Genomic DNA, 19,998 nt, shown 5'->3' on the forward strand with positions numbered 1-19,998 from the left:
CCAGAATAATGAACAAACTGAATGAACAAGCGAACGGCGTTTACATTATTTCCGCTACACCGTTTACCGACAGCGGTGAGCTGGATCTGGCCAGCGCGGACAGCCTGACCGACTTCTATCTCGAAAAAGGCGTCAGCGGTATCACTATCCTCGGCATGATGGGGGAAGCGCACAAGCTCACCGAGGAGGAAGCGCTAAGCTTTATGCAACGGGTACTGGCGCGCGTGAATGGACGAGTACCGGTGGTGGTTGGCGTTAGCCATGCTTCTCACCGCCACGTAGTACGTCTGGCGAAAACGGCGATGGATAAGGGCGCGGCTGGTGTCATGCTGGCACCGGGCCCGAATCTGGTTACCGATCCACAGGTAGAAAATTACTTTCTTAGTGTGGCGCAACTGCTCGGCGATGAGATACCCATTTGCCTACAGGATTTCCCGCAATCGACCAAAGTTCACACCTCCGTTCCGGTCATGCTGCGCTTAATTGAAGCGCTGCCGCAAATCGTAATGCTCAAGCATGAAGATCTGCCGGGGATGCGCAAACTTAGCCAACTCCGCAGCCAAAGTGAAGCGTTGGGACTACGGCGCATCAGCGTGCTCGTAGGGAATGGCGGACTGTTTTTACCACAGGAACTGGCACGTGGGGCCGATGGCGCGATGACCGGCTTCGCCTGGCCGGAAATGCTGGTACAGGTATGTCAGGCCTATGCCGAGGGCGACCCGGCGCGCGGCGAGGATATTTTCGATTGTTATCTGCCACTATTGCGCCATGAATTTCAGTACGGCATTGGGCTGGGGCTACGTAAAGAGGCGCTGCGTCGACGCGGGGCGATAAAGAGCGCCACGGTTCGCCAACCGGGGCCGGTTCTGGACCGTATTGACCAGCAAGAGCTAACTGGGTTGATGACCCGGCTGGAACGCAAACTCACAGAAAAGGGGCTGAACTAATGGATCTAATGATTGAAGGGAAAACGGCGCTGGTTTGCGGCGCAGGGAGCGGCTTGGGGCGCGCCATTGCTCAGGCGCTGGCCGCTGAAGGCGTACATGTGGCGGTAACCGGACGTAACGAAGAGAAGCTGATGGAAACCGTAGCGCTCATTACTCAGGCGGGGGGGAAAGCGCGAGCATGGCGGCTGGATCTGGCCAATCCACAAACCTTTGATGCCGTCCTCGCCGAGATCCGTCAGTACCTCGGTGCCATTACCATCCTGGTGAATAACTCGGGTGGCCCTGCGCCATCTGGTGCCTCCGGCGTCGAGCCGATAGTGTGGCAACAGCAGTTTAGCGCCATGGTTAGCTCGTTGATTCAGTTGACTGACAAGGTACTTCCCGATATGCGTGCGGAGGGCTGGGGACGCATTATTACCAGTACGTCTTCCGGCGTAGTGACGCCGATTGCTAATTTAGGCGTGTCGAATACCCTGCGTATGGCGTTGGTAGGGTGGTCGAAAACGTTGGCAGCGGAAGTCGCCGCCAGCGGGATTACGGCGAACGTACTTGTGCCGGGGCGTATCGCCACCGATCGTGTCGGCCAGCTTGATACCGCACGCGCCAAACGCGAAGGCGTAAGCGTTGAGACCGTGCGCCGCAATAGCCAGCAGACAATCCCTGTCGGGCGTTACGGTCGCCCGGAAGAGTATGGCGCGGCAGCAGCGTTCCTCGCCAGCCAGCAGGCGTCGTTTATCACCGGCAGCGTGCTGCGGGTTGACGGCGGCATGATCCCCTCTCTCTAGCGAAGATATTGTCGATGAACAACGTTCCACACAGCGCAACGCTTGTCATTCGCGACGCGTTAGTTTTTGATGGCAGTGATGACATGCCGATATCTGCGGATGTAGCCATTGCGGGTGAAGCGATTATGGCGATTGGTGCGCCAGGTTCGCTGGTCGGCGAACAGGTTATTGAGGCACGCGGTCTCGCGTTGGCGCCGGGGTTTATTGATGTCCATACCCATGATGACCGGGCGTTATTGATACCAGGGATGATGACCGCCAAATTATCACAGGGCGTCACAACGGTGATTACCGGCAACTGCGGACTGAGTCTGGCTCCTGCGCAAATGAAGCATGTTCCTGCACCGCTGGATCTGATCGCAACGCCCGAGTGGCTGCGTTTCCCGCATTTTGCCGATTATCTGGCGGAATTAACCGCCCGTGGTATTGCCGTTAACGCCGCCTGTATGGTGGGGCATACCACATTACGCGCCAGCGTAATGGGCGATGCTTTGGATCGTCGTGCCAGCGCGGATGAGTGTTCCCAGATGCGGGAACAGCTTGAAGCGTCTCTGGACGCCGGGGCGTTTGGTTTTTCGACCGGAACGTTCTATCCGCCCGCGCGAGCCGCCACCATCGATGAGATTGTCGCCGTGGCTGAACCGTTAGCGCGCTACGGGGCGATCTACGCAACACATATGCGTAATGAAGCGGAGGCGGTACTGCATTCGCTCGATGAAACCTATGAAATTGGTCGGCGACTGGGCGTAAGAGTGCTGATTTCTCACCATAAATTAGCCGGGGTGAAAAATCACGGGCGCTCACGGGAAACGCTGGCGAGTATTGCGGCGGCTCGCGCCCGCCAACCGGTATCGCTGGATTGCTATCCTTATAACGCCTCATCCACGACCTTGAACCCGGCATTCATCGCCAGAGCGGCAAAAGTACTGATAAGTTGGTCAACCCCGCATCCGCAGCTTGCCGGGCGGTTACTGGCCGATATTGCCGCCGACTGGGGCATCAGCGATGAAGCAGCAGCACAGCGGCTGATGCCCGCCGGGGCGATCTACTTCATGATGGATGAGGATGATGTTCAGCGCATTCTAGCTTTCCCGCCAACGATGATTGGCTCGGACGGCATGCCGCATGATGAGCATCCGCATCCGCGCTTATGGAGCACGTTCCCCCGCGTGCTGGGCCATTACAGCCGCGACCTGGGGCTGTTCCCGCTGCATACGGCGGTACATAAGATGAGCGGTCTACCCGCTGACGAATTGGGAATAGCGCGACGAGGGCGTATCACCGTCGGTCATTACGCCGATCTGGTGCTATTTGACCCACAGACGGTGCAGGACAGCGCCACATTTGCGCAGCCGCGTACCCGAGCAGAGGGAATTAAAAACGTGTGGGTTAACGGTCAACTGGCCTATGCCGACGGCAATATCTGCCACCCCACAGCGGGACACGTTATTCGGCGCTGACATTATTCGCTCGAATATGCCCCCGTCGCGAACGGACTACGCTTTCCCTGAGCCGACTACCGGCCCAGGGAAACCATGACGCCGTTACTGCAAGACAGAGATGTCCGCAACCTGTAGGAACAGTTCACGTAGTTGACTTAGCAGCGTTAAGCGGTTTGCGCGTACTGACGCGTCTTCAGACATGACCATCACCTGATCAAAGAACGCATCGACAGGCTCACGCAATGAAGCCAGCTCCACCAGCGCTTCCTGATAACGGCCTTCCGCGAACAGCGGCGTCAGTTTATCGCGTAGCACGACAAGGTGGGTTGCCAGCGTAATTTCCGCCGATTCTTTCAATACGGACGCATCGACGCTCTCATTCAGCACATCGGAAGACTTCGCCAAAATGTTGGAAACCCGTTTGTTAGCCGCCGCCAGCGCCGTAGCGGCATCCAGCGAACGGAAGTGGCTAACGGCTTTTACCCTGGCATCGAAATCCGCCGGGCGGGTTGGGCGACGCGCCAATACCGCCTGAATGGTATCGACACTGTGACCTTCTTCCTGATACCAGGCGCGGAAGCGACCGAGCATGAAATCAATCACGTCATCCACAACCTTGGCGTTGGTCAGTTTAGCGCCATATAAACGCACGGCCTCTTCCGTCAACGTCTGCAAATCCAGCGGCAGACGTCTTTCAACAATGATACGCAGCACACCGAGGGCAGCACGGCGCAACGCAAACGGATCTTTGTCGCCTTTGGGATGCTGGCCGATGCCAAAAATCCCAGCCAGCGTGTCCATCTTATCGGCAATTGCCAACGCACAAGACACCGCAGATGATGGCAGAGCGTCACCCGCAAAGCGCGGCTGATACTGTTCGTTCAGCGCGATGGCGACATCCTCCGCTTCACCATCGTGACGCGCATAATGCATTCCCATCACGCCCTGCGTATCGGTGAATTCGAACACCATGTTGGTCATCAGGTCGCACTTGGACAGCAGACCTGCACGCGTCGCGTGATTCACATCGGCGCCAATCTGACCTGCCACCCATCCCGCCAATGCCTGAATACGGTCGGTTTTATCACGTAGCGTCCCCAACTGCTGCTGGAACAACACGGTTTCCAGACGCGGCAAGTGATCTTCCAGACGCTTTTTGCGGTCGGTATTGAAGAAGAATTCGGCATCCGCCAGACGCGGACGCACCACTTTCTCATTACCGGAAATAATCTGCTGTGGATCCTTGGAGTCGATGTTGGCGACAAAGATGAAGTTCGGCAGCAGATTGCCGCTGTTGTCGTAGACCGGAAAATATTTCTGGTCGCCTTTCATGGTGTAAACCAGCGCTTCGGAGGGCACCGCAAGGAATTTCTCTTCGAATTTCGCGGTCAGCACCACAGGCCATTCCACCAGCGAGGTGACTTCTTCTAACAGGCTATCGCTCAGATCGGCCTTGCCGCCAATCTTACGCGCGGCGGCCTCTGCATCGGCTTTAATTTTAGCCTTGCGCACCTCATAGTCGGCAACGACTTTGCCACGTTCCAACAAAATCTGCGGGTACTGGTCAGCGTTCTCGATGGTGAATTCAGCCTCACCCATAAAACGGTGGCCACGCAGGGTACGCGCGGAATCGATTCCTAATATCCGTCCAGGAATCAACTCTTCACCCAACAGCAAGGTTACGGTGTGTACCGGGCGCACAAACTGCGTGTCTTTATCACCCCAGCGCATCAATTTTGGAATAGGAAGTTTTGATAATGCCGTGCTTACCATATCGGCCAGCAACGCCTGCGCCTGCGCGCCTTTCACGTGGGCGCGATACAACAACCACTCGCCTTTATCGGTCGTCAGGCGTTCGGCCTGCTCGACGGTGATACCGCAGCCACGCGCCCAACCTTCAGCCGCTTTGGTCGGTTTCCCTTCGGCATCAAAAGCTTGTGCAATTGCCGGACCGCGTTTTTCTACTTCGCGATCGGGTTGAGCCGCGCGTAAACGCGCCACTTTCAGCGCCAGACGGCGCGGCGCGGCATACCAGCTTACCTCGCCGTGCGCCAGATTAGCGGCATCCAGTTCCGCCGTAAAATTAGCGGCAAAGGATTCTGCCAGATTACGGAGAGCCTTCGGCGGCAGTTCTTCCGTGCCAATTTCCACCAGAAAAGTCTTGTCAGTCATGGCTGCCTCTTAGCTCTCTTTCTTATTGCTCACGTTTTTGTGACACAGGGGGAAGCCTAGCGCTTCGCGCGAGGCGTAGTAGGCTTCCGCCACCGCTTTGGTCAGGGTGCGAATACGCAGAATGTAACGCTGGCGCTCGGTCACTGAGATCGCTTTGCGCGCATCCAGCAGGTTAAAGCTGTGCGCCGCCTTCAAAATGCGTTCATAAGCCGGTAAAGGCAGCGGTTTTTCCAACGCCAGCAGGTGCTGGGCTTCTTTCTCATATTGCTCGAAGCAACGGAATAGGAAGTCAACATCCGCATATTCAAAATTGTAGGTCGATTGCTCGACTTCGTTTTGATGGAACACATCGCCATAGGTGGTTTTCCCCAGCGGCCCATCGCTCCAGACCAGATCGTAAACGCTATCAACGCCCTGAATGTACATCGCCAGGCGTTCCAAGCCGTAAGTGATCTCACCCGTCACCGGTTTACACTCCAACCCGCCAACCTGCTGGAAGTAGGTAAACTGCGTGACTTCCATTCCGTTTAACCACACTTCCCAACCCAATCCCCAGGCGCCCAGCGTCGGGTTTTCCCAGTTGTCTTCCACGAAACGAATATCGTGAATGGTCGGATCCATACCCAACGCTTTCAGAGAACCGAGATAGAGCTCTTGAATGTTGTCCGGCGAGGGCTTAATGACGACCTGAAACTGGTAATAGTGCTGTAAGCGATTGGGATTTTCGCCATAACGCCCATCGGTCGGGCGACGAGAAGGTTGAACATAAGCGGTAGCCATCGGCTCAGGCCCGAGTGCTCGCAAACAAGTCATAGGATGTGAGGTGCCTGCGCCGACTTCCATGTCCAATGGTTGAACGATGGTGCAGCCCTGGCGCGCCCAATAGTCCTGTAATGTCAGGATCAGGCCCTGGAAGGTCTTGGTATCAAACTTTTGCATGTTGGATTCGCGCACGATACAAGTGGATGAATAAGGAATGCGCCAGTATACCCTCTGACTGCGAGATATACAGCCAGAATGCGGCAACAAGTGCAAATCCGCCCGCTCTCTTTCACCTTTCCGCTTCGGCCGGAAACCCATTGCCGACACAAAAATTGGGCGACCTGACCGTTATTGATTATGCCCCCTGACGCCCCCGTTTTCTGCCCCATCGGAAAACGGATTTTCATCTCTGCGGGCAGGCTCGCAAAACGCTGGTTGCTTATACAGCATCAAGGATGCCATGATCGCACTACACGCGGAGACGCCTGAACGCTGAACGGAGGAGACGGGGATGCAACGCTGCGGCTGGGTAACACAAGACACGTTATATCAGGACTACCATGATAATGAGTGGGGAAAACCTTGTACTGATAGCCATAAACTGTTTGAGCTCTTGTGTCTGGAAGGGCAGCAGGCCGGTCTTTCCTGGATTACCGTACTGAAAAAACGCGAACACTATCGACGTTGCTTTCACCAATTCAACCCCGAAAAAGTGGCGCAGATGACGCCGGCTGACGTCGATCGGCTGGTGCAGGACAGCGGCATTATCCGCCATCGTGGGAAAATCGAGGCCATTATCACCAACGCAAAAGTATGGGTGGCGATGGAGCGCCAGGGTGAGAGCGTTGTGGATTTCATTTGGTCTTTTGTCGGGCACCAGCCGCGCCTCAATCATCCGGTGTCTCTGGCAGAGGTGCCCGCTAAAACTGATATTTCAGATGCGATGTCCAAAGCCCTGAAGAAACGCGGCTTCAAATTTATCGGGTCAACCATCTGTTATGCCTTTATGCAAGCGGGAGGGTTGGTCAACGACCATGTCATCGACTGTTTTTGTCATCAGGAAAATGCGTCATGATCCGCCCCTACTACGACAGCGATCTCGACCCACTTATGCGCCTCTGGTTAGAGAGCACCATTCTGGCTCATCCGTTTATTCATGAAGATTACTGGCGCGAAAGCGTCAGTACGGTACGCAACAGCTATATTCCTCAGTCACAAACGTGGGTCTATGAAGAGCAAGGGAGCATTATCGGCTTCATCAGCATACTGGAAGGTCGGTTTATCGGCGCGTTATTTGTTGAACAACACTATTATGGCAAACAGATTGGCGCGGCACTGATTCAGCATGTTCAGGCGCGGTTTTCATTACTTAGTCTGGAGGTATACCAGCAGAATACACGCGCCTGCCGCTTCTACCGGAGGCAGGGTTTCGTCGTCGTGGAGGAAAACTTCAATCAGGAGACACAAGCGACTGCGCTGATCATGCAGTGGGCGAAATAGTAGAGGGGCAGTGACGCCCCCCGGGTAAACTAAACGTTTCCTACGAGATGTGATGAAGCTCGCGAGATATCAGAACGTTGTCCAGTTATCGCTGCCGTTATCACGTGATGCCAGTGTGGGTAGACGAGCAGTTGGATTATTGCCTACGTTCTCATTATTGACGCTTGCTCTAGATAATGCAGGTCGAGCCGCGATATCTGCATCGGAGATGCGGAAGATCGACATCAGTTTTGCCAACCTCGACGCCTGTTCTTGCAACGCGCTCGCCGCCACCGCCGATTCACTCACCATTGAGGCATTCTGTTGAATAGTGGTGTCCATTTCAGCGACCGCATTGCCAATTTGCGCAATGCCTCGACTCTGTTCATCCGATGCCGAGGCGATTTCACCCATGATGTCATTCACGCGACTGACGGATGTCACGATATCATCCATTGTGGTTCCTGCCTGAGAAACCAGCTCTGTTCCGGCATCCACGCGAGAAACCGACTCTGAAATTAAGCTTTCGATCTCTTTTGCTGCCTGTGAACTACGCTGGGCAAGGCTACGAACTTCGCTGGCAACTACCGCAAATCCGCGGCCTTGTTCACCTGCTCGCGCCGCTTCCACTGCCGCATTCAATGCCAAAATATTGGTCTGAAACGCAATGCTATTAATGACACTCGTAATATCGGAGATCTTCTTCGAGCTGCCGGAGATATCACTCATCGTGGTGACCACGCGATGAATAATATCTCCACCGCGATTGGCGTTGTTTGAAGCCTCTCCGGCGATTTTGCTAGCATGTCGGGCGTTATCCGCATTGTTCTTCACGGTGGCTGTTAACTCTTCCATGCTGGCTGCCGTTTCTACAATTGCCGCTGATTGCTGCTCGGTACGCGATGACAAATCATGATTGCCCGATGCGATATCGGACGCGGCACGCTCAACACTGTGTACACTTTGACGAATATCGGTCATTAAATGACGTAATTTCTCCGTCATCACCATCATAGCCGTTGTCAATTGCCCTAACTCATCATGGCGTTCTACCGTGACATTCGCCGACAGATCGCCACCGGCAATCCTTTCCGCCAGCTGCAGGTTAGTAATAATGGGGCGGGTAACCTGTCGGGTAACAGACCACGCGATCAGTAATCCAAATACGATAGCGATCGCCCCCAACATGAGCGTTTGTAATACCGAACTGTTGATGATGTCATCATTTCTTGCGCTTAGCTTTTGCACAATATTGCCGATATCACTCGTCATCTGGTCGCCAGTGGCTCGGAATTTAATATCAGCGGCTTTTAGCTGGCTCAATTGCGCGTAATATTGCTCCGCTATTTGATGGTAATTGGCAAAATTTTGCCAAAATGAATCCGCCGCCTGGCGACGCTCGTCGTTGAGTAATGATGATAGTGCCGCGTAGGCGGCTTGCGATTCGGCATAAGTTTGTTTCTGTGCGTTAAACGCCGCTTCACTATTCTCTTTTTGTAAAATATACGTGCGATTAACCAGTTTTAGAAACAACAGCGAGAGCGTTTCTTTCTGCGTTGCCAGCGTATTTTCATCCGCACTGACGGGGAAGTGATTCATAAATGCCGTTAGCGCGTCGTCGGCATCCATCTGACCGATTTTACTGGTTGTTGCAACCACAGAGTTCACAGCGCTTTTCAGCGTGTTAAGGTCGGTATCATAATCGGTAAAATCCTCATCAAGTTTTTTGAAATCAGATAGATATTCATCTTCCCATGAGAGTGCTTTCGCCTTTTCCTTGTCGGCTCTGGCTTGGTCGATATACTTGGTTAGATTTGTAATATGTTCGTCTGCAAAGGTGAATGAATATTTGACTCGCGCCATTTTCGACTGATCGACCTGGTGATTCATTTCATTCAGAATGGTCGTTTTCACGTACAGATCATGGATAATAAAAAACCGTATCGCGCCTACGGCTGACGCTAGCATCACTAGCAGCAGGACAATACCAAAGCCGCCATATAATTTATGAGAAACCTTAAAATTACTCATAATCCTGGTAAAAAAGTGCATTTCCGCTCCTGTTAACCGCATCGTGTCTCTATAAATGACGGCGTGATTTCTAAAAATATCGCCGTAAAGAGGTTTATCGGTTTTTAGCTGTAATGCTTTATGAGAAAATGAGTAATTACGATTAATTACGAATTATTTTAATCAAACTGTAATACTTCATTGGCAATCAATACCATAACGTATTCCGATATCACCCTGAAGACTGGGGTTTTACGGCGTACCCGATAAAAGTATGCTCGCGTCCACAATGCTACCCTCGTATAGCTTGTGCATATTCCCCATGAAGCGCGGAAAACCTTGGGCAAATACGCAGGTGTTATCGCTTGCAGTCTCCCGCCTGCTACGCAATTATTGAGTGAGCTATCTCTATGTTAACGTCCCTTACTACTGCTGGAGTTTGTAATGAAACCTAGCGTTATCCTGTATAAAAAAATCGCTGACGATCTACGCGCGCGTTTAGATCAACACTTCGCCGTCACTGAACTCGATACCTTTCCCGCTCTCGACCACCCGGCATTGGCGACCGCTGAAGGTATCATTGGTTCTGGGGGGAAAGTCGATGCCGAATTCCTGAAGCATGCACCGCGTTTACGTGCGGCATCCACCATTTCTGTCGGCTACGACAACTTCAACGTCGATGCGCTGAATGAAAAAGGAGTGATTCTTATGCACACTCCAACGGTGTTGACGGAAACCGTAGCGGATACCGTATTGGCACTGATGCTCGCCAGCGCCCGACGGGTTGTGGAAGTGGCTGAACGGGTAAAAGCGGGTGAATGAAAAGAGGGGATTGGTAGCGACTGGTTTGGCACCGACGTTCATCATAAAACTATCGGCATTCTGGGGATGGGTCGTATCGGTCTGGCCGTCGCACAACGCGCGCATTTTGGTTTCAGCATGCCCGTTCTGTACAACGCGCGTCGCCACCATGCCGAAGCGGAACAACGCTTTAATGCCCGTTACTGCGATCTGGATACACTATTAGCCGAGTCCGATTTCCTCTGTATCACACTGCCGCTCACGGCGGAAACTCACCACCTGATTGGGCGCAAGCAACTGGCGCAAATGAAATCCAACGCCATTTTGATCAATATCGGTCGTGGTGCCGTTGTAGACGAAGAAGCGCTGGTGGATGCCCTGACGAAGGGGACCATTCAGGGCGCAGGGCTGGATGTCTTTACCAAAGAGCCACTGCCCGTAGACTCGCCACTTCTGGCGCTGCCTAATGTGGTAGCGTTACCGCATATCGGCTCTGCTACGCACGAAACCCGTTACGGCATGGCCGCCTGCGCTGTTGACAATCTGATTGCCGCGCTGAGCGGCCAGGTCAAAGAAAACTGCGTAAATCCACAGGTTTTATAGTAGCTCTCAACCGATCTTAGCACTGCGAGAGACGTTCGCAGTGCAGTTTACCCAATATCGCTATGTTACATGAATTCTTGTGCCGACATATTTGACATGTCGTGCTAAACGCTAACCGTTACCGGGTAAATATATCAGGTATCCTTCGGATACTTAATTTAGTATCTCTGCTGAGCTATATTTGAAACTGCACACTATATGATAACCGGTGTAAACAAACCATACTTAAAATTAGCTAAATATATTCGAATAAAAATTCATCATTTAAGAAAGTAAACTCCGAATTATATTAAGAATGGCTTAAGTATTGAATGCTTGACAATAGGTAATATATCGAAAGGCTATTTCCTTTAAAATAAAATTCTCTCTGTAATAATGCGTTAATAAAGCCATGCTAATTTACCGCCTCTTTTAAATTTTTTTTACCGACGCTCTAGTCTTTCGACAACTGTGTTACCGCTTTCAAAGGAAAAAATATGTTTTTTAAATTGCCAACGGCTCCCAAACTTCTTGTATTAATTGTCGCATCTACAACCTGTAGCGCATGGGCAGGCACGGTTACTACGGAAGGAGAAGACCTGGTCATTAATACTAAAGGTGGACTAGAAATTAAAACCGTTGATGATGAATTCAAATTCAACATCGGCGGTAAAATTCAGTATGATGTAACATCGTTCCGTGGGTTATCCGCCGCTAGCCAGAATAAACATTTTGCTTCGAGTAGCGACGCATTTGTCCGCCGAGGGCAGCTTTCTCTAGAAGGTGCCGCATTTACAGACTGGCTTTACGGTATTCGTTTTAGTTATGACGGCACTGAAGGAAATACGGATGTTGATCGTGTATGGGTTGCAAGAGACAATATTTTTGATTTCGCTAAGGTAACAATAGGGAAATATAAAGTTAACTACGGTTTGGATAATGCCACTAGCTCATCATGGATTACCGCAATGGAACGCCCGGCGATGTATGATTTCCTTTCGGGCAGTGACGATACTGATTTTGGCATTAATATATCGCATGCAGGTGATAATTACAGCCTAATGGCTCAGGTCGCTACCGCGGGAGATAAACCTAACGACGGTAATAACGATATTTACGGCTATACGTTACGTGCCACCTGGGCCCCGATCTTGCAACCAAACCAGATTTTACATCTTGGCGCTAACTACCATGATGCCAATCCCGATCACAATGAAACACAACTCCGCTCACGTTTTGGTATCCGTAGCGATGCTGATGACCGCATGCGCTTTGCGGAAATTACCGATACAACCAAAGATCATGAATACGCATTAGAGGCGGCTTACCAACTCGGTAGCTTACGTTTGCAGAGCGAATACTATGCACGCCAAATTCGCGGCGATAATGACGGTGAAGCAGCTAAAGCCGATGTCAATGGCTTTTATACGCAACTATCTTATCTCTTTGGCACCTCTCGCGGTTATGACGCAGGAGAGGGTAAATGGAAAAAACCACGCGACTTTAATTCTTGGGAAATCTTTGCGCGTTATGAAAATACAGTAATTGACGCGAATAAGACCGCTACTAAGAAAAATATCAATAACAACATTGATGGCATTTTTGCGCTTAACCGCGGCGACAAACATGATGTCGACGCCTTTACCCTTGGGGTGAACTACTTCCCAAATGAAAACATTCGCGCCTCGTTGAACTATATTACCTACGAGATTAGCAATATTGATACATCAGAATCAATTGATGGACGACAAGTAAAAGATGACAGTAATGCCATTGTTGCTCGTTTGCAGTTTGCATTTTAAGGAAGGACGATGAAGAGGACATTAATACTTCTAGGTTTATTATTGTCGGTAGAACAAGCATTGGCCGCCTTACCCGCTGACTTAGGAGCCGGGCAGAGTATAAAAGTAGAGATTTCTCAACTACACCCGACCCAGGCAGCAATAGGCTATCGCCAGCTAGATTACAAACTCAATCGCTATAAAGCCGATCCAAAAAAGCTATTCGATGATTATTGTGAAAGTGCCGGACAGAAAGGCGTAAAAACATATAATGCGCAATCTCGTATCGACCTCACTAGCAGCTTTACCTGCAAAGCGACTGTTGGCAGCGATCCTGGCGCGATGAAAACGGCCGTCATTGCCCCAGATAACAATCTGTATTTGACGGACGGTCACCACACCTTTACGAATTTTGCTGCGTTGGCCGGACTTAACACACAAGTATATGTCCGTATTACGGATGATTTTCGCGATCAAAAATCCATGGACGCATTTTGGGATAAAATGAAAGAGGAGCATCTAGTTTGGCTAGGTACACCGAAAGGTGAAATCCAGCCTGACGCATTACCCCGCGAATTAGGACGCAATCATATGATAAATGATGAATATCGTTCTCTGGTCTATTTTGCACGGGGGATTGGCTTCACCAAACGTAGTAATTCTCCTCCTTTCCTTGAATTTTACTGGGGTAAATGGCTAGCCACTCAGATATCGTTCTCCGCTTCCGATTTGAACAATCGCCACAATTACGCTGACGCGGTGGAAAAAGTAGCGAGCAAGATGACAGAACTCCCGGCAGAAACGGTAATTGCCCAGATTGGTTCCGGCCCCTTAACAGCACAGGCATTGGGCAAACTCCCCTCTGTTAATAAAAAGGAAATGCGTAAATTAGTCTCCGCGACAGGCAAGCTGACTTACGCTTTTGCACAGTAGGTTGAGCCGTAGTGAGGCTAGCATCGCCGAAAAAACGTCCTATATAGCCTCATTATCAAATGATCGACGCGTGGCAATCGCGCGTCAATCTCTTCGCAGGAAAATCAGCAGGAAGGCCACTGGCTGAGTCAGTAACGGAAAAGTAGTCCCAGAAGGAGTTTGCCCTTCTGGCGTTTTTCTAACGATGCGACCAGTACGCCATAAAGTTGATCGTCTCTTTATCGAGGTGGCGCTCGTCGAGTAGGTAACGACGCAGCCGTTTGATGGCGGAAGACTCCCCGGCCGCCCAGGCATAAAATGGGCGATGCGCCGTTGCTCGCTCCCACAGCAGCTCATCTTCCGGCGTCTCCTGCGCGATTTCATTGCGGTTAGTACAGGCGCTGGCGGGGATTTTCACGCCCTGTTGCACCGCTGCCAGCAGGCGCTCACCCCATACTTTACTGTCGGTATCCTCACGCGGTAGCCAGTGAATCTGTGCAAACGGGAAATCGCCCGAGGTTACGCAATCAGCCGCTTTCGGTACTTCAAAAAAGGCCTGCACCGACGGCGGAGAAGGCTGGGTCGCTAACTGTTCAAGAATGCCCATTGCCGCAGGTAGTGCCGTTTCATCCGCAATCAGCAACACCTGCTCAACGCCATCGTGCGGCGCCCATTCATAGCCGCCGCTGTCGCTATCCGCCTCCGCATTAGGCGCAACAATCTGTAGCGCATCACCCGGCTTTGCATGGCTTGCCCAGCTTGAAGCAGGCCCGCTATCGCCGTGCAGCACAAAATCGATCACGGCCTGCTGCGATTCCTGTGAGACTGAGCGTAACGTATAGGTACGCAAAATCGGACGACGTTCACGTGGCAACGCCAGATAATCCTGATACCAATTATCGCTCATGGTCATCGGCGTCAGTTCCCCGCTTTCACTGGCGAACAGCAGCTTAATGCGTTGATCCGGCGCATCCAGTTTCATCTGGCGCACTTCCGGGCCAGTAAAGATACAGCGGGCAAATGAAGGCGAGAGTAACGTCTTACTCTCCAGGCGTAAGGTAAACAATCGATAGGCTGAAGACGTTGCGCGGTTAACTAAAGACATAGTGAGAAAGCCATATGTTTTGTAAGGAAAAATCGGTCAGCGGGATCACACCCAACACGCTGCAACTTACCATAAAAAAACATTAACGATAATCATTATCAGTCTGTAGGTGGTTGTCGTAGTAAAAGCAGTGGATGCGGCCTATTGGGGGTTGTTCATGCCGCTGGACAGGCGGGTAGCGACGTTAATGAAAGTAAAGCTGGAAAATCGTCTGGAGTGCCAGCTAGGATGTGTGCCTTAACCGTTTTTAGAACCTATCCCAGCAGGCGTCATTATCGCAGTCAATGTGGTCACGGCCAGCGCGCAGAAACTGGCGCGTATACAGAGTACGTGAAGATTTCGAACACTACCCAGGGCCAAAATGGCAAGTAAAATAGCTTTAATGGGATAGGTTCTACGTTAGTCCTCGCTGTATTATCGACCCAATCTCATCCTCTGACTTCTGCTTGTAACTCACTACGCTTTATATGTACGAGTGTGTGAGAGTTAGCATTAAGCTACATTTTTTTTAATAAACAGCTACGGTATATCGATTACTTATCATTTCATGTCTTATAAGATTACTGATCATCATAATTATTTTAATTAAAAGAAATAAATTTTAGTATCAAAAAAATGAAAAAAATTAACAGGACTTACTTCCCCGTTATTTTAAAAATAGACACATGGATAATAGAAATTGAGCCTAATACTGGGTTCATAATAAAGAGGAATACATTATGGCTAATCAATACAGCGTTGAATTCATCAACCATTCAAGTAATTCAGGTAATGTAGCAATCTTCCAAAAAGCGCCTGACCAGAAGGCAAGAAATATTTTCTCACTGGCGTGGTTCAGCAAGTTCGTGAATCCAAATGTGCATGAAACCTTCCGTTGGAACATTGATTACTCTTTTGTTTGGTCAGATACTGGGGAAGTCAAACCAGGTGTTATTTTTGAAGGAGGTGAAGAAATTCCTGCCAACCTTCAGTCAGCTAACACCATCACATTGGACTATAATGGAGGATATTTCTTTGGCCCGACATCATTCACAGGTCAAGCGGGTTCACTCTATATTGATGAAAGCGGTAATGTTCCTCTCAAGCAGGCCGCTGTCGGTATCGGAATGAGTAACGCAGGGACTTTCGTACAGGCGGCACAGCCAAATCTACATATTGAGTTTATCCCACACCCCTCTTACTGGATTGTATTTGGTAACTATGAAGAAGGTGAAATTTTGGATATTGAGCAAATCAGCGATGCCGTTGAATTAGTGTTCGAACCCAACATTTACGATGTTGTCGCTACACTGCAGCAAAATAACACCTGGACTATTTCCTGATCCAGAAATCGGAAGGCAGATAGATTCCTGCCTTCCTCATTCCCTATCTTTTGGAGAAATAATATGTCTGATATTTATATCATTGATCAAGGTGTACAAAGCGGTCCTTTTAATCAGGCTCAGGCAGAAAATAATTAGAAGGCTATCTTGAAAAGAACCGCTACGCCAATATGAAGCAAGCAATGAATGATATTACATCTGGAATAGGAAAAGCGACGGGCAATTATGTCTATGATGGTCATTCCGTGCTACATGCCTCTTCTGGCAATAATCAAAAAAGCGTAAGTATCTTTTTCTACCATACCGATACAGGTGATTATTTGATCGCAATGGGAGAGCATATAATCGCAAGGACTTATCTGTTAAGTGATTTTGGACAAAAATCCGGAGATTTAGAATTCGGTAAAACCATTAGTCTTTAACAAGAAGTAATAAATAAAAAGCATCCAATATGGGATGGATGCTTTTTATTTATCGATGATATTCATGGGGTTTTATTTACACATTGCCTTCTTGATATTAGCCACTTGTCTTACGCCAAGATTGTATATTTTAGCAACTTCCGTTCGAGATTTTCCTCTATCTAATAAATTGATAATTTCACGGTTGCGTAACTGTCTGTCAATATTTTTTGCATGAGGGACATCAATACTTAAACCACCAAATTCACGACATAATTTCTCGACAGAATCCTCATTGAGATCTAAACAGAAACACTTTGGTGACTTCGGAATATATTTACATTGACCACCAAATAATTTTGAAAAAATATAGGCATCCTCCAATCCCATGATATCAATTAACATCTGAAATTGATCAGGTAATTTCTTTACATCAAGTCCGTAGAAAAAGTCATTAAGTGCTGAACTTTCTTTATAGCTCATAGAATCAATCCTTGTGTTGTTCCTGTAATTTCGATGACATCACATTTACAACAATCAAACGATGGGGAAACAATTCATGCTATAGATTACTTTTAGATTTAAGACAAGAGACCGCACTACAGTCTTATTCAGTGACGAGAAAATGATAAAACATACTATTACTGCAAAAAACGATGAATGAAAAAAAACTACTTAGAGATAAAATTTTATTAGCATTAAATTAATATACTATGAATTATTAGATAAGTATTTTTTTAATTCCATTCAATCGCTTTTAGAACAATGTGTTATCTATTTATTGAGAAAAAACAAAGACTCACTCCGCTCACTACGCTAACAGAGCAAGTGACATATGAACAAATCAATTAGACCATGTGTTTCCTCACATACAAAAAAGCTGACCAACGGGTTCACCCGTTGGCCAGCTTGCTTATTGTCAGAAAAGCCATCAGGCCCGCTTCCCTACGCCATTAACGCATCGTCACAAACTCTTCCGCCGCAGTCGGATGAATGGCGACGGTGTTGTCGAAGTCTTTTTTGGTCGCGCCCATTTTGACAGCGACGGCAAAGCCTTGCAGCATTTCGTCCATACCAAAACCGATGCCGTGGATGCCGACGATTTTTTCTTCTTTGCCCACGCAGACCAGCTTCATACGACACGGCTGACGGTGCTGCGTCACGGCGGTGTACATCGCGGTGAAGGCAGACTTATACACTTTCACCTGATCGTCGCCGTACTGCTCACGCGCCTGTGGCTCGGTCAGCCCAACGGTGCCAATCGGCGGATGGCTGAAGACGACGGTGGGAATGTTGCTGTAATCCAGGTGCTCGTCCGGCTTATTGTTAAACAGCCGTTCAGACAAACGACGCCCCGCCGCGACGGCTACCGGCGTCAGTTCGACAGCGCCAGTATTATCGCCAACCGCGTAAATACCCGGGACAGAGGTGTTCTGGAATTTATCGACATTGATGTAACCTTTGTCGTTCAACGCCACGCCGGTGACGCTCAGGTTCAGGTTATCGGTCGCCGGTTCGCGACCAATCGCCCAAATCAGGCAATCGACGGTGTATGACTGACCATTTTCCAGCGCCAGCGTCAGGCTACCGTCTGCATTTTTTACTACCGATTGCGGGATCGACTCGGTGTGTAGCGTCGGCCCTTCGGTGTTCATCACCTCCACCAGCGTCTCCACAATCAGCGGATCAAAGCTGCGCAACGGCGCATGTTTGCGGACAAACAGATGGGTTTCAGAACCTAACGCATTCAGCACGCCGGCAATCTCTACCGCAATGTAGCCTGCGCCAACGATAGCAGTGCGTTTTGGCAGCGCATCCAGTTCGAAGAAACCATCGGAATCAATACCGTACTCCGCACCGGGAATCTCAGGATGAACCGGACGACCGCCCGTCGCGATCAGGATATGGTCAGCCGTAATTTTTTCGCCATTCACTTCCACCGTGTGCGCATCGACAAAGCGTGCAAAACCCTGGATAACGTCGACTTTATTTTTGCCCAGCACGTTATCGTACGACTGGTGGATACGATCGATGTAGGCGCTACGGTTCTTGACCAGCGTACCCCAGTCAAACTGGTTCACCGTGGTATCGAACCCGTAGTCCGGCCCATACTGATGGATCGCTTCGGCAATCTGCGCCGCATGCCACATTACTTTCTTCGGCACGCAACCGACATTAACGCAAGTGCCGCCCAGATATTTGGCCTCAATCAACGCGCATTTTTGCCCATACATCGCCGCGCGATTAATAGACGCAATACCGCCGCTGCCGCCGCCGATAGCAAGGTAGTCATAGTGTTTGGTCATCGGTATATCCCAGCTTAAATGAGTGAAATTGCCTAGAGTGTAACGCCAGAGCCTTATGCCTAATAAAGGTTTCGCCTATGGTTGTGATAGCAGAAGCCGGCCGCAGCGATGCATCACTCTGGTACGATCTGCTCTACTAGCGTATGTCCCGTGCCTTCTGGCACCATGACGCTGTGCAGCCATGGCAGCACCGCCTTCATTTGCGCCGCCAGTTTCCACGGCGGGTTAATCACGATCATACCGGACGCCGTCATGCCGTAGCGATCGCTGTCCGGCAATACCGCCAGCTCAATTTGCAGGATGTTGCGAATGCCCGTGGCCTCCAGCGCCTTCAGCAGACGTTTACTATGCTGGCGCAGAACTACCGGATACCACAATGCAAAGACACCGGTCGCGAAGCGTTTATGCCCTTCCTGAATGCCTGTCACCACCGCCTGATAGTCTGTCTTCAGCTCATACGGTGGGTCGATCAATACCAAACCACGCCGAGAAAGCGGGGGCAACTGCGACTTCAATTGCTGATAACCATCTTCGCGCAGCACTTTAGCACGCGGATCTTTTTGGAATTCATTGCGCAGCAGCGGAAAATCACTCGGGTGCAGCTCGGTCAGATGAAGTTTGTCCTGATCGCGCAGCAATTGACGCGCAATCAGCGGGGAACCGGGATAATAGCGTAGCTGACCATTATGGTTATAGGTCCGCACAGCCTGCATATAGGGCGCGAGTTCAGCCGGGATATCGTCTCGCTGCCAAATTTTCGCGATACCGCTCAGATACTCACCGGTGCGCTCAGCATGTTCACCGCTCAGTTGATAGCGGCCAGCCCCCGCGTGGGTATCCAGATACAGGAAAGGTTTCTCTTTTTCTTTCAGGGCGGTGATGATCAGGCTCTGAACGGTGTGTTTCAGCACGTCGGCATGGTTGCCGGCATGAAAACTGTGGCGGTAACTTAGCATATTTCACATACCATATTGATTTATAATGATTTTAACCTGTGATAATTTCATGAAAATGCATTGATTACCCCACAGATTACCCCACAGCTTTTTGCACGGTCATGAAAGCCTGGGAACGAATACGGAGAGTATACGGCAGAAACGCGATGAATAAAAAAGGCCGCATGAGCAGTCGACCGTTTCCTATTGCTTAGAGGTATACTTAATTTTGCATCTTAATAAAAACAGAAATCCG

At 50.1% G+C, this 19,998-nt stretch carries 16 protein-coding genes and 2 pseudogenes; 11 read left to right on the forward strand and 7 right to left on the reverse strand.

Translation table 11 applies throughout. From position 1 onward, the window contains the following. The first annotated feature begins 8 nt into the window (after positions 1-8). Genes RFN81_RS17905 through RFN81_RS17915 form a run of 3 tightly spaced genes read left to right on the forward strand, consistent with a single transcriptional unit; the run spans position 9 to position 3,192 of the window. Positions 9-947 carry a dihydrodipicolinate synthase family protein gene (locus tag RFN81_RS17905; RefSeq protein ID WP_264497097.1) on the forward strand — a complete coding sequence of 313 codons (939 nt, stop codon included), beginning with the start codon at positions 9-11 and terminating at the stop codon, positions 945-947. Then, complete coding sequence (locus RFN81_RS17910) at positions 947-1,732, forward strand: SDR family oxidoreductase (RefSeq protein ID WP_264497098.1); 786 nt, start codon at positions 947-949, stop codon at positions 1,730-1,732. Before RFN81_RS17905 ends, RFN81_RS17910 begins: the two co-directional genes overlap by 1 nt. Positions 1,733-1,746: 14 nt before the next feature. Continuing rightward, positions 1,747-3,192, forward strand: coding sequence for an N-acyl-D-amino-acid deacylase family protein (locus tag RFN81_RS17915; protein ID WP_264497099.1), 1,446 nt, complete (start codon positions 1,747-1,749; stop codon positions 3,190-3,192). Positions 3,193-3,276: 84 nt separating this feature from the next. On the opposite strand, the gene glyS is transcribed toward RFN81_RS17915, so the two are convergent. Both glyS and glyQ read right to left on the reverse strand, forming a co-directional pair. Continuing rightward, positions 3,277-5,346 (reverse strand): glycine--tRNA ligase subunit beta, encoded by a 2,070-nt coding sequence (gene glyS / locus RFN81_RS17920; protein ID WP_264497100.1) that lies wholly within the window; start codon positions 5,344-5,346, stop codon positions 3,277-3,279. Positions 5,347-5,355: 9 nt separating this feature from the next. Then, on the reverse strand, positions 5,356-6,285 hold the full coding sequence (gene glyQ / locus RFN81_RS17925; RefSeq protein ID WP_264497101.1) for a glycine--tRNA ligase subunit alpha: 930 nt from the start codon (positions 6,283-6,285) through the stop codon (positions 5,356-5,358). A gap of 334 nt (positions 6,286-6,619) precedes the next feature. Between glyQ and RFN81_RS17930 the strand changes: the two genes are divergently transcribed. Both RFN81_RS17930 and RFN81_RS17935 read left to right on the forward strand, forming a co-directional pair. After that, positions 6,620-7,183 (forward strand): DNA-3-methyladenine glycosylase I, encoded by a 564-nt coding sequence (locus tag RFN81_RS17930; RefSeq protein WP_264497102.1) that lies wholly within the window; start codon positions 6,620-6,622, stop codon positions 7,181-7,183. Beyond that, positions 7,180-7,608 (forward strand): N-acetyltransferase, encoded by a 429-nt coding sequence (locus RFN81_RS17935; RefSeq protein ID WP_264497103.1) that lies wholly within the window; start codon positions 7,180-7,182, stop codon positions 7,606-7,608. The genes RFN81_RS17930 and RFN81_RS17935 overlap by 4 nt, the downstream gene beginning before the upstream one ends. 69 nt (positions 7,609-7,677) lie before the next feature. Here RFN81_RS17935 and RFN81_RS17940 read toward each other — a convergent pair whose 3' ends face one another. After that, positions 7,678-9,639, reverse strand: a complete 1,962-nt coding sequence (locus RFN81_RS17940; protein WP_264497104.1) for a methyl-accepting chemotaxis protein — start codon at positions 9,637-9,639, stop codon at positions 7,678-7,680. Positions 9,640-10,041: 402 nt separating this feature from the next. Here RFN81_RS17940 and ghrB point away from each other — a divergent pair. From ghrB to RFN81_RS17955, 3 genes and pseudogenes are all read left to right on the forward strand, one after another. Beyond that, positions 10,042-11,001, forward strand: a pseudogene (gene ghrB / locus RFN81_RS17945) (glyoxylate/hydroxypyruvate reductase GhrB). A 476-nt stretch (positions 11,002-11,477) separates the two neighbouring features. Then, a complete protein-coding gene (locus RFN81_RS17950) occupies positions 11,478-12,782 on the forward strand; it encodes an OprO/OprP family phosphate-selective porin (protein ID WP_264497105.1) in 1,305 nt (434 codons plus the stop codon). Positions 12,783-12,791: 9 nt separating this feature from the next. Then, positions 12,792-13,694, forward strand: coding sequence for a ParB/Srx family N-terminal domain-containing protein (locus RFN81_RS17955; RefSeq protein WP_264497106.1), 903 nt, complete (start codon positions 12,792-12,794; stop codon positions 13,692-13,694). A gap of 178 nt (positions 13,695-13,872) precedes the next feature. Here the strand turns inward: RFN81_RS17955 and RFN81_RS17960 are convergent, their stop codons facing one another. Then, positions 13,873-14,778 carry a siderophore-interacting protein gene (locus RFN81_RS17960; protein ID WP_264497107.1) on the reverse strand — a complete coding sequence of 302 codons (906 nt, stop codon included), beginning with the start codon at positions 14,776-14,778 and terminating at the stop codon, positions 13,873-13,875. Positions 14,779-14,887: 109 nt separating this feature from the next. Here RFN81_RS17960 and RFN81_RS17965 point away from each other — a divergent pair. From RFN81_RS17965 to RFN81_RS17975, 3 genes and pseudogenes are all read left to right on the forward strand, one after another. Continuing rightward, positions 14,888-15,004, forward strand: a pseudogene (locus RFN81_RS17965) (AAA family ATPase); the annotation flags it as partial. A gap of 493 nt (positions 15,005-15,497) precedes the next feature. Then, entirely contained in the window at positions 15,498-16,100 is a 603-nt protein-coding gene (locus tag RFN81_RS17970) for a RhiA (protein ID WP_264497108.1), read from the forward strand. A 182-nt stretch (positions 16,101-16,282) separates the two neighbouring features. After that, positions 16,283-16,522 carry a hypothetical protein gene (locus tag RFN81_RS17975; RefSeq protein WP_264497109.1) on the forward strand — a complete coding sequence of 80 codons (240 nt, stop codon included), beginning with the start codon at positions 16,283-16,285 and terminating at the stop codon, positions 16,520-16,522. Positions 16,523-16,594: 72 nt separating this feature from the next. On the opposite strand, the gene RFN81_RS17980 is transcribed toward RFN81_RS17975, so the two are convergent. From RFN81_RS17980 to RFN81_RS17990, 3 genes are all read right to left on the reverse strand, one after another. Beyond that, a complete protein-coding gene (locus RFN81_RS17980) occupies positions 16,595-16,984 on the reverse strand; it encodes a helix-turn-helix domain-containing protein (RefSeq protein ID WP_264497110.1) in 390 nt (129 codons plus the stop codon). Positions 16,985-17,454: 470 nt separating this feature from the next. Further along, positions 17,455-18,807, reverse strand: coding sequence for a glutathione-disulfide reductase (gene gorA / locus RFN81_RS17985; protein ID WP_264497111.1), 1,353 nt, complete (start codon positions 18,805-18,807; stop codon positions 17,455-17,457). A 113-nt stretch (positions 18,808-18,920) separates the two neighbouring features. Next, positions 18,921-19,763 (reverse strand): 23S rRNA (adenine(2030)-N(6))-methyltransferase RlmJ, encoded by an 843-nt coding sequence (locus RFN81_RS17990; protein WP_264497112.1) that lies wholly within the window; start codon positions 19,761-19,763, stop codon positions 18,921-18,923. Positions 19,764-19,998 lie beyond the last annotated feature (235 nt).

This window comes from Pectobacterium cacticida, assembly GCF_036885195.1.
GTDB classification, from domain to species: Bacteria; Pseudomonadota; Gammaproteobacteria; order Enterobacterales; family Enterobacteriaceae; genus Pectobacterium; species Pectobacterium cacticida.

Coding starts and splice junctions, on each gene's coding strand:
- RFN81_RS17905 (WP_264497097.1), top strand. CDS start 9: ATGAACAAACTGAATGAACAAGCGAACGGCGTTTACATTATTTCCGCT.
- RFN81_RS17910 (WP_264497098.1), top strand. CDS start 947: ATGGATCTAATGATTGAAGGGAAAACGGCGCTGGTTTGCGGCGCAGGG.
- RFN81_RS17915 (WP_264497099.1), top strand. CDS start 1,747: ATGAACAACGTTCCACACAGCGCAACGCTTGTCATTCGCGACGCGTTA.
- glyS (WP_264497100.1), bottom strand. CDS start 5,346: ATGACTGACAAGACTTTTCTGGTGGAAATTGGCACGGAAGAACTGCCG.
- glyQ (WP_264497101.1), bottom strand. CDS start 6,285: ATGCAAAAGTTTGATACCAAGACCTTCCAGGGCCTGATCCTGACATTA.
- RFN81_RS17930 (WP_264497102.1), top strand. CDS start 6,620: ATGCAACGCTGCGGCTGGGTAACACAAGACACGTTATATCAGGACTAC.
- RFN81_RS17935 (WP_264497103.1), top strand. CDS start 7,180: ATGATCCGCCCCTACTACGACAGCGATCTCGACCCACTTATGCGCCTC.
- RFN81_RS17940 (WP_264497104.1), bottom strand. CDS start 9,639: ATGCACTTTTTTACCAGGATTATGAGTAATTTTAAGGTTTCTCATAAA.
- RFN81_RS17950 (WP_264497105.1), top strand. CDS start 11,478: ATGTTTTTTAAATTGCCAACGGCTCCCAAACTTCTTGTATTAATTGTC.
- RFN81_RS17955 (WP_264497106.1), top strand. CDS start 12,792: ATGAAGAGGACATTAATACTTCTAGGTTTATTATTGTCGGTAGAACAA.
- RFN81_RS17960 (WP_264497107.1), bottom strand. CDS start 14,778: ATGTCTTTAGTTAACCGCGCAACGTCTTCAGCCTATCGATTGTTTACC.
- RFN81_RS17970 (WP_264497108.1), top strand. CDS start 15,498: ATGGCTAATCAATACAGCGTTGAATTCATCAACCATTCAAGTAATTCA.
- RFN81_RS17975 (WP_264497109.1), top strand. CDS start 16,283: ATGAATGATATTACATCTGGAATAGGAAAAGCGACGGGCAATTATGTC.
- RFN81_RS17980 (WP_264497110.1), bottom strand. CDS start 16,984: ATGAGCTATAAAGAAAGTTCAGCACTTAATGACTTTTTCTACGGACTT.
- gorA (WP_264497111.1), bottom strand. CDS start 18,807: ATGACCAAACACTATGACTACCTTGCTATCGGCGGCGGCAGCGGCGGT.
- RFN81_RS17990 (WP_264497112.1), bottom strand. CDS start 19,763: ATGCTAAGTTACCGCCACAGTTTTCATGCCGGCAACCATGCCGACGTG.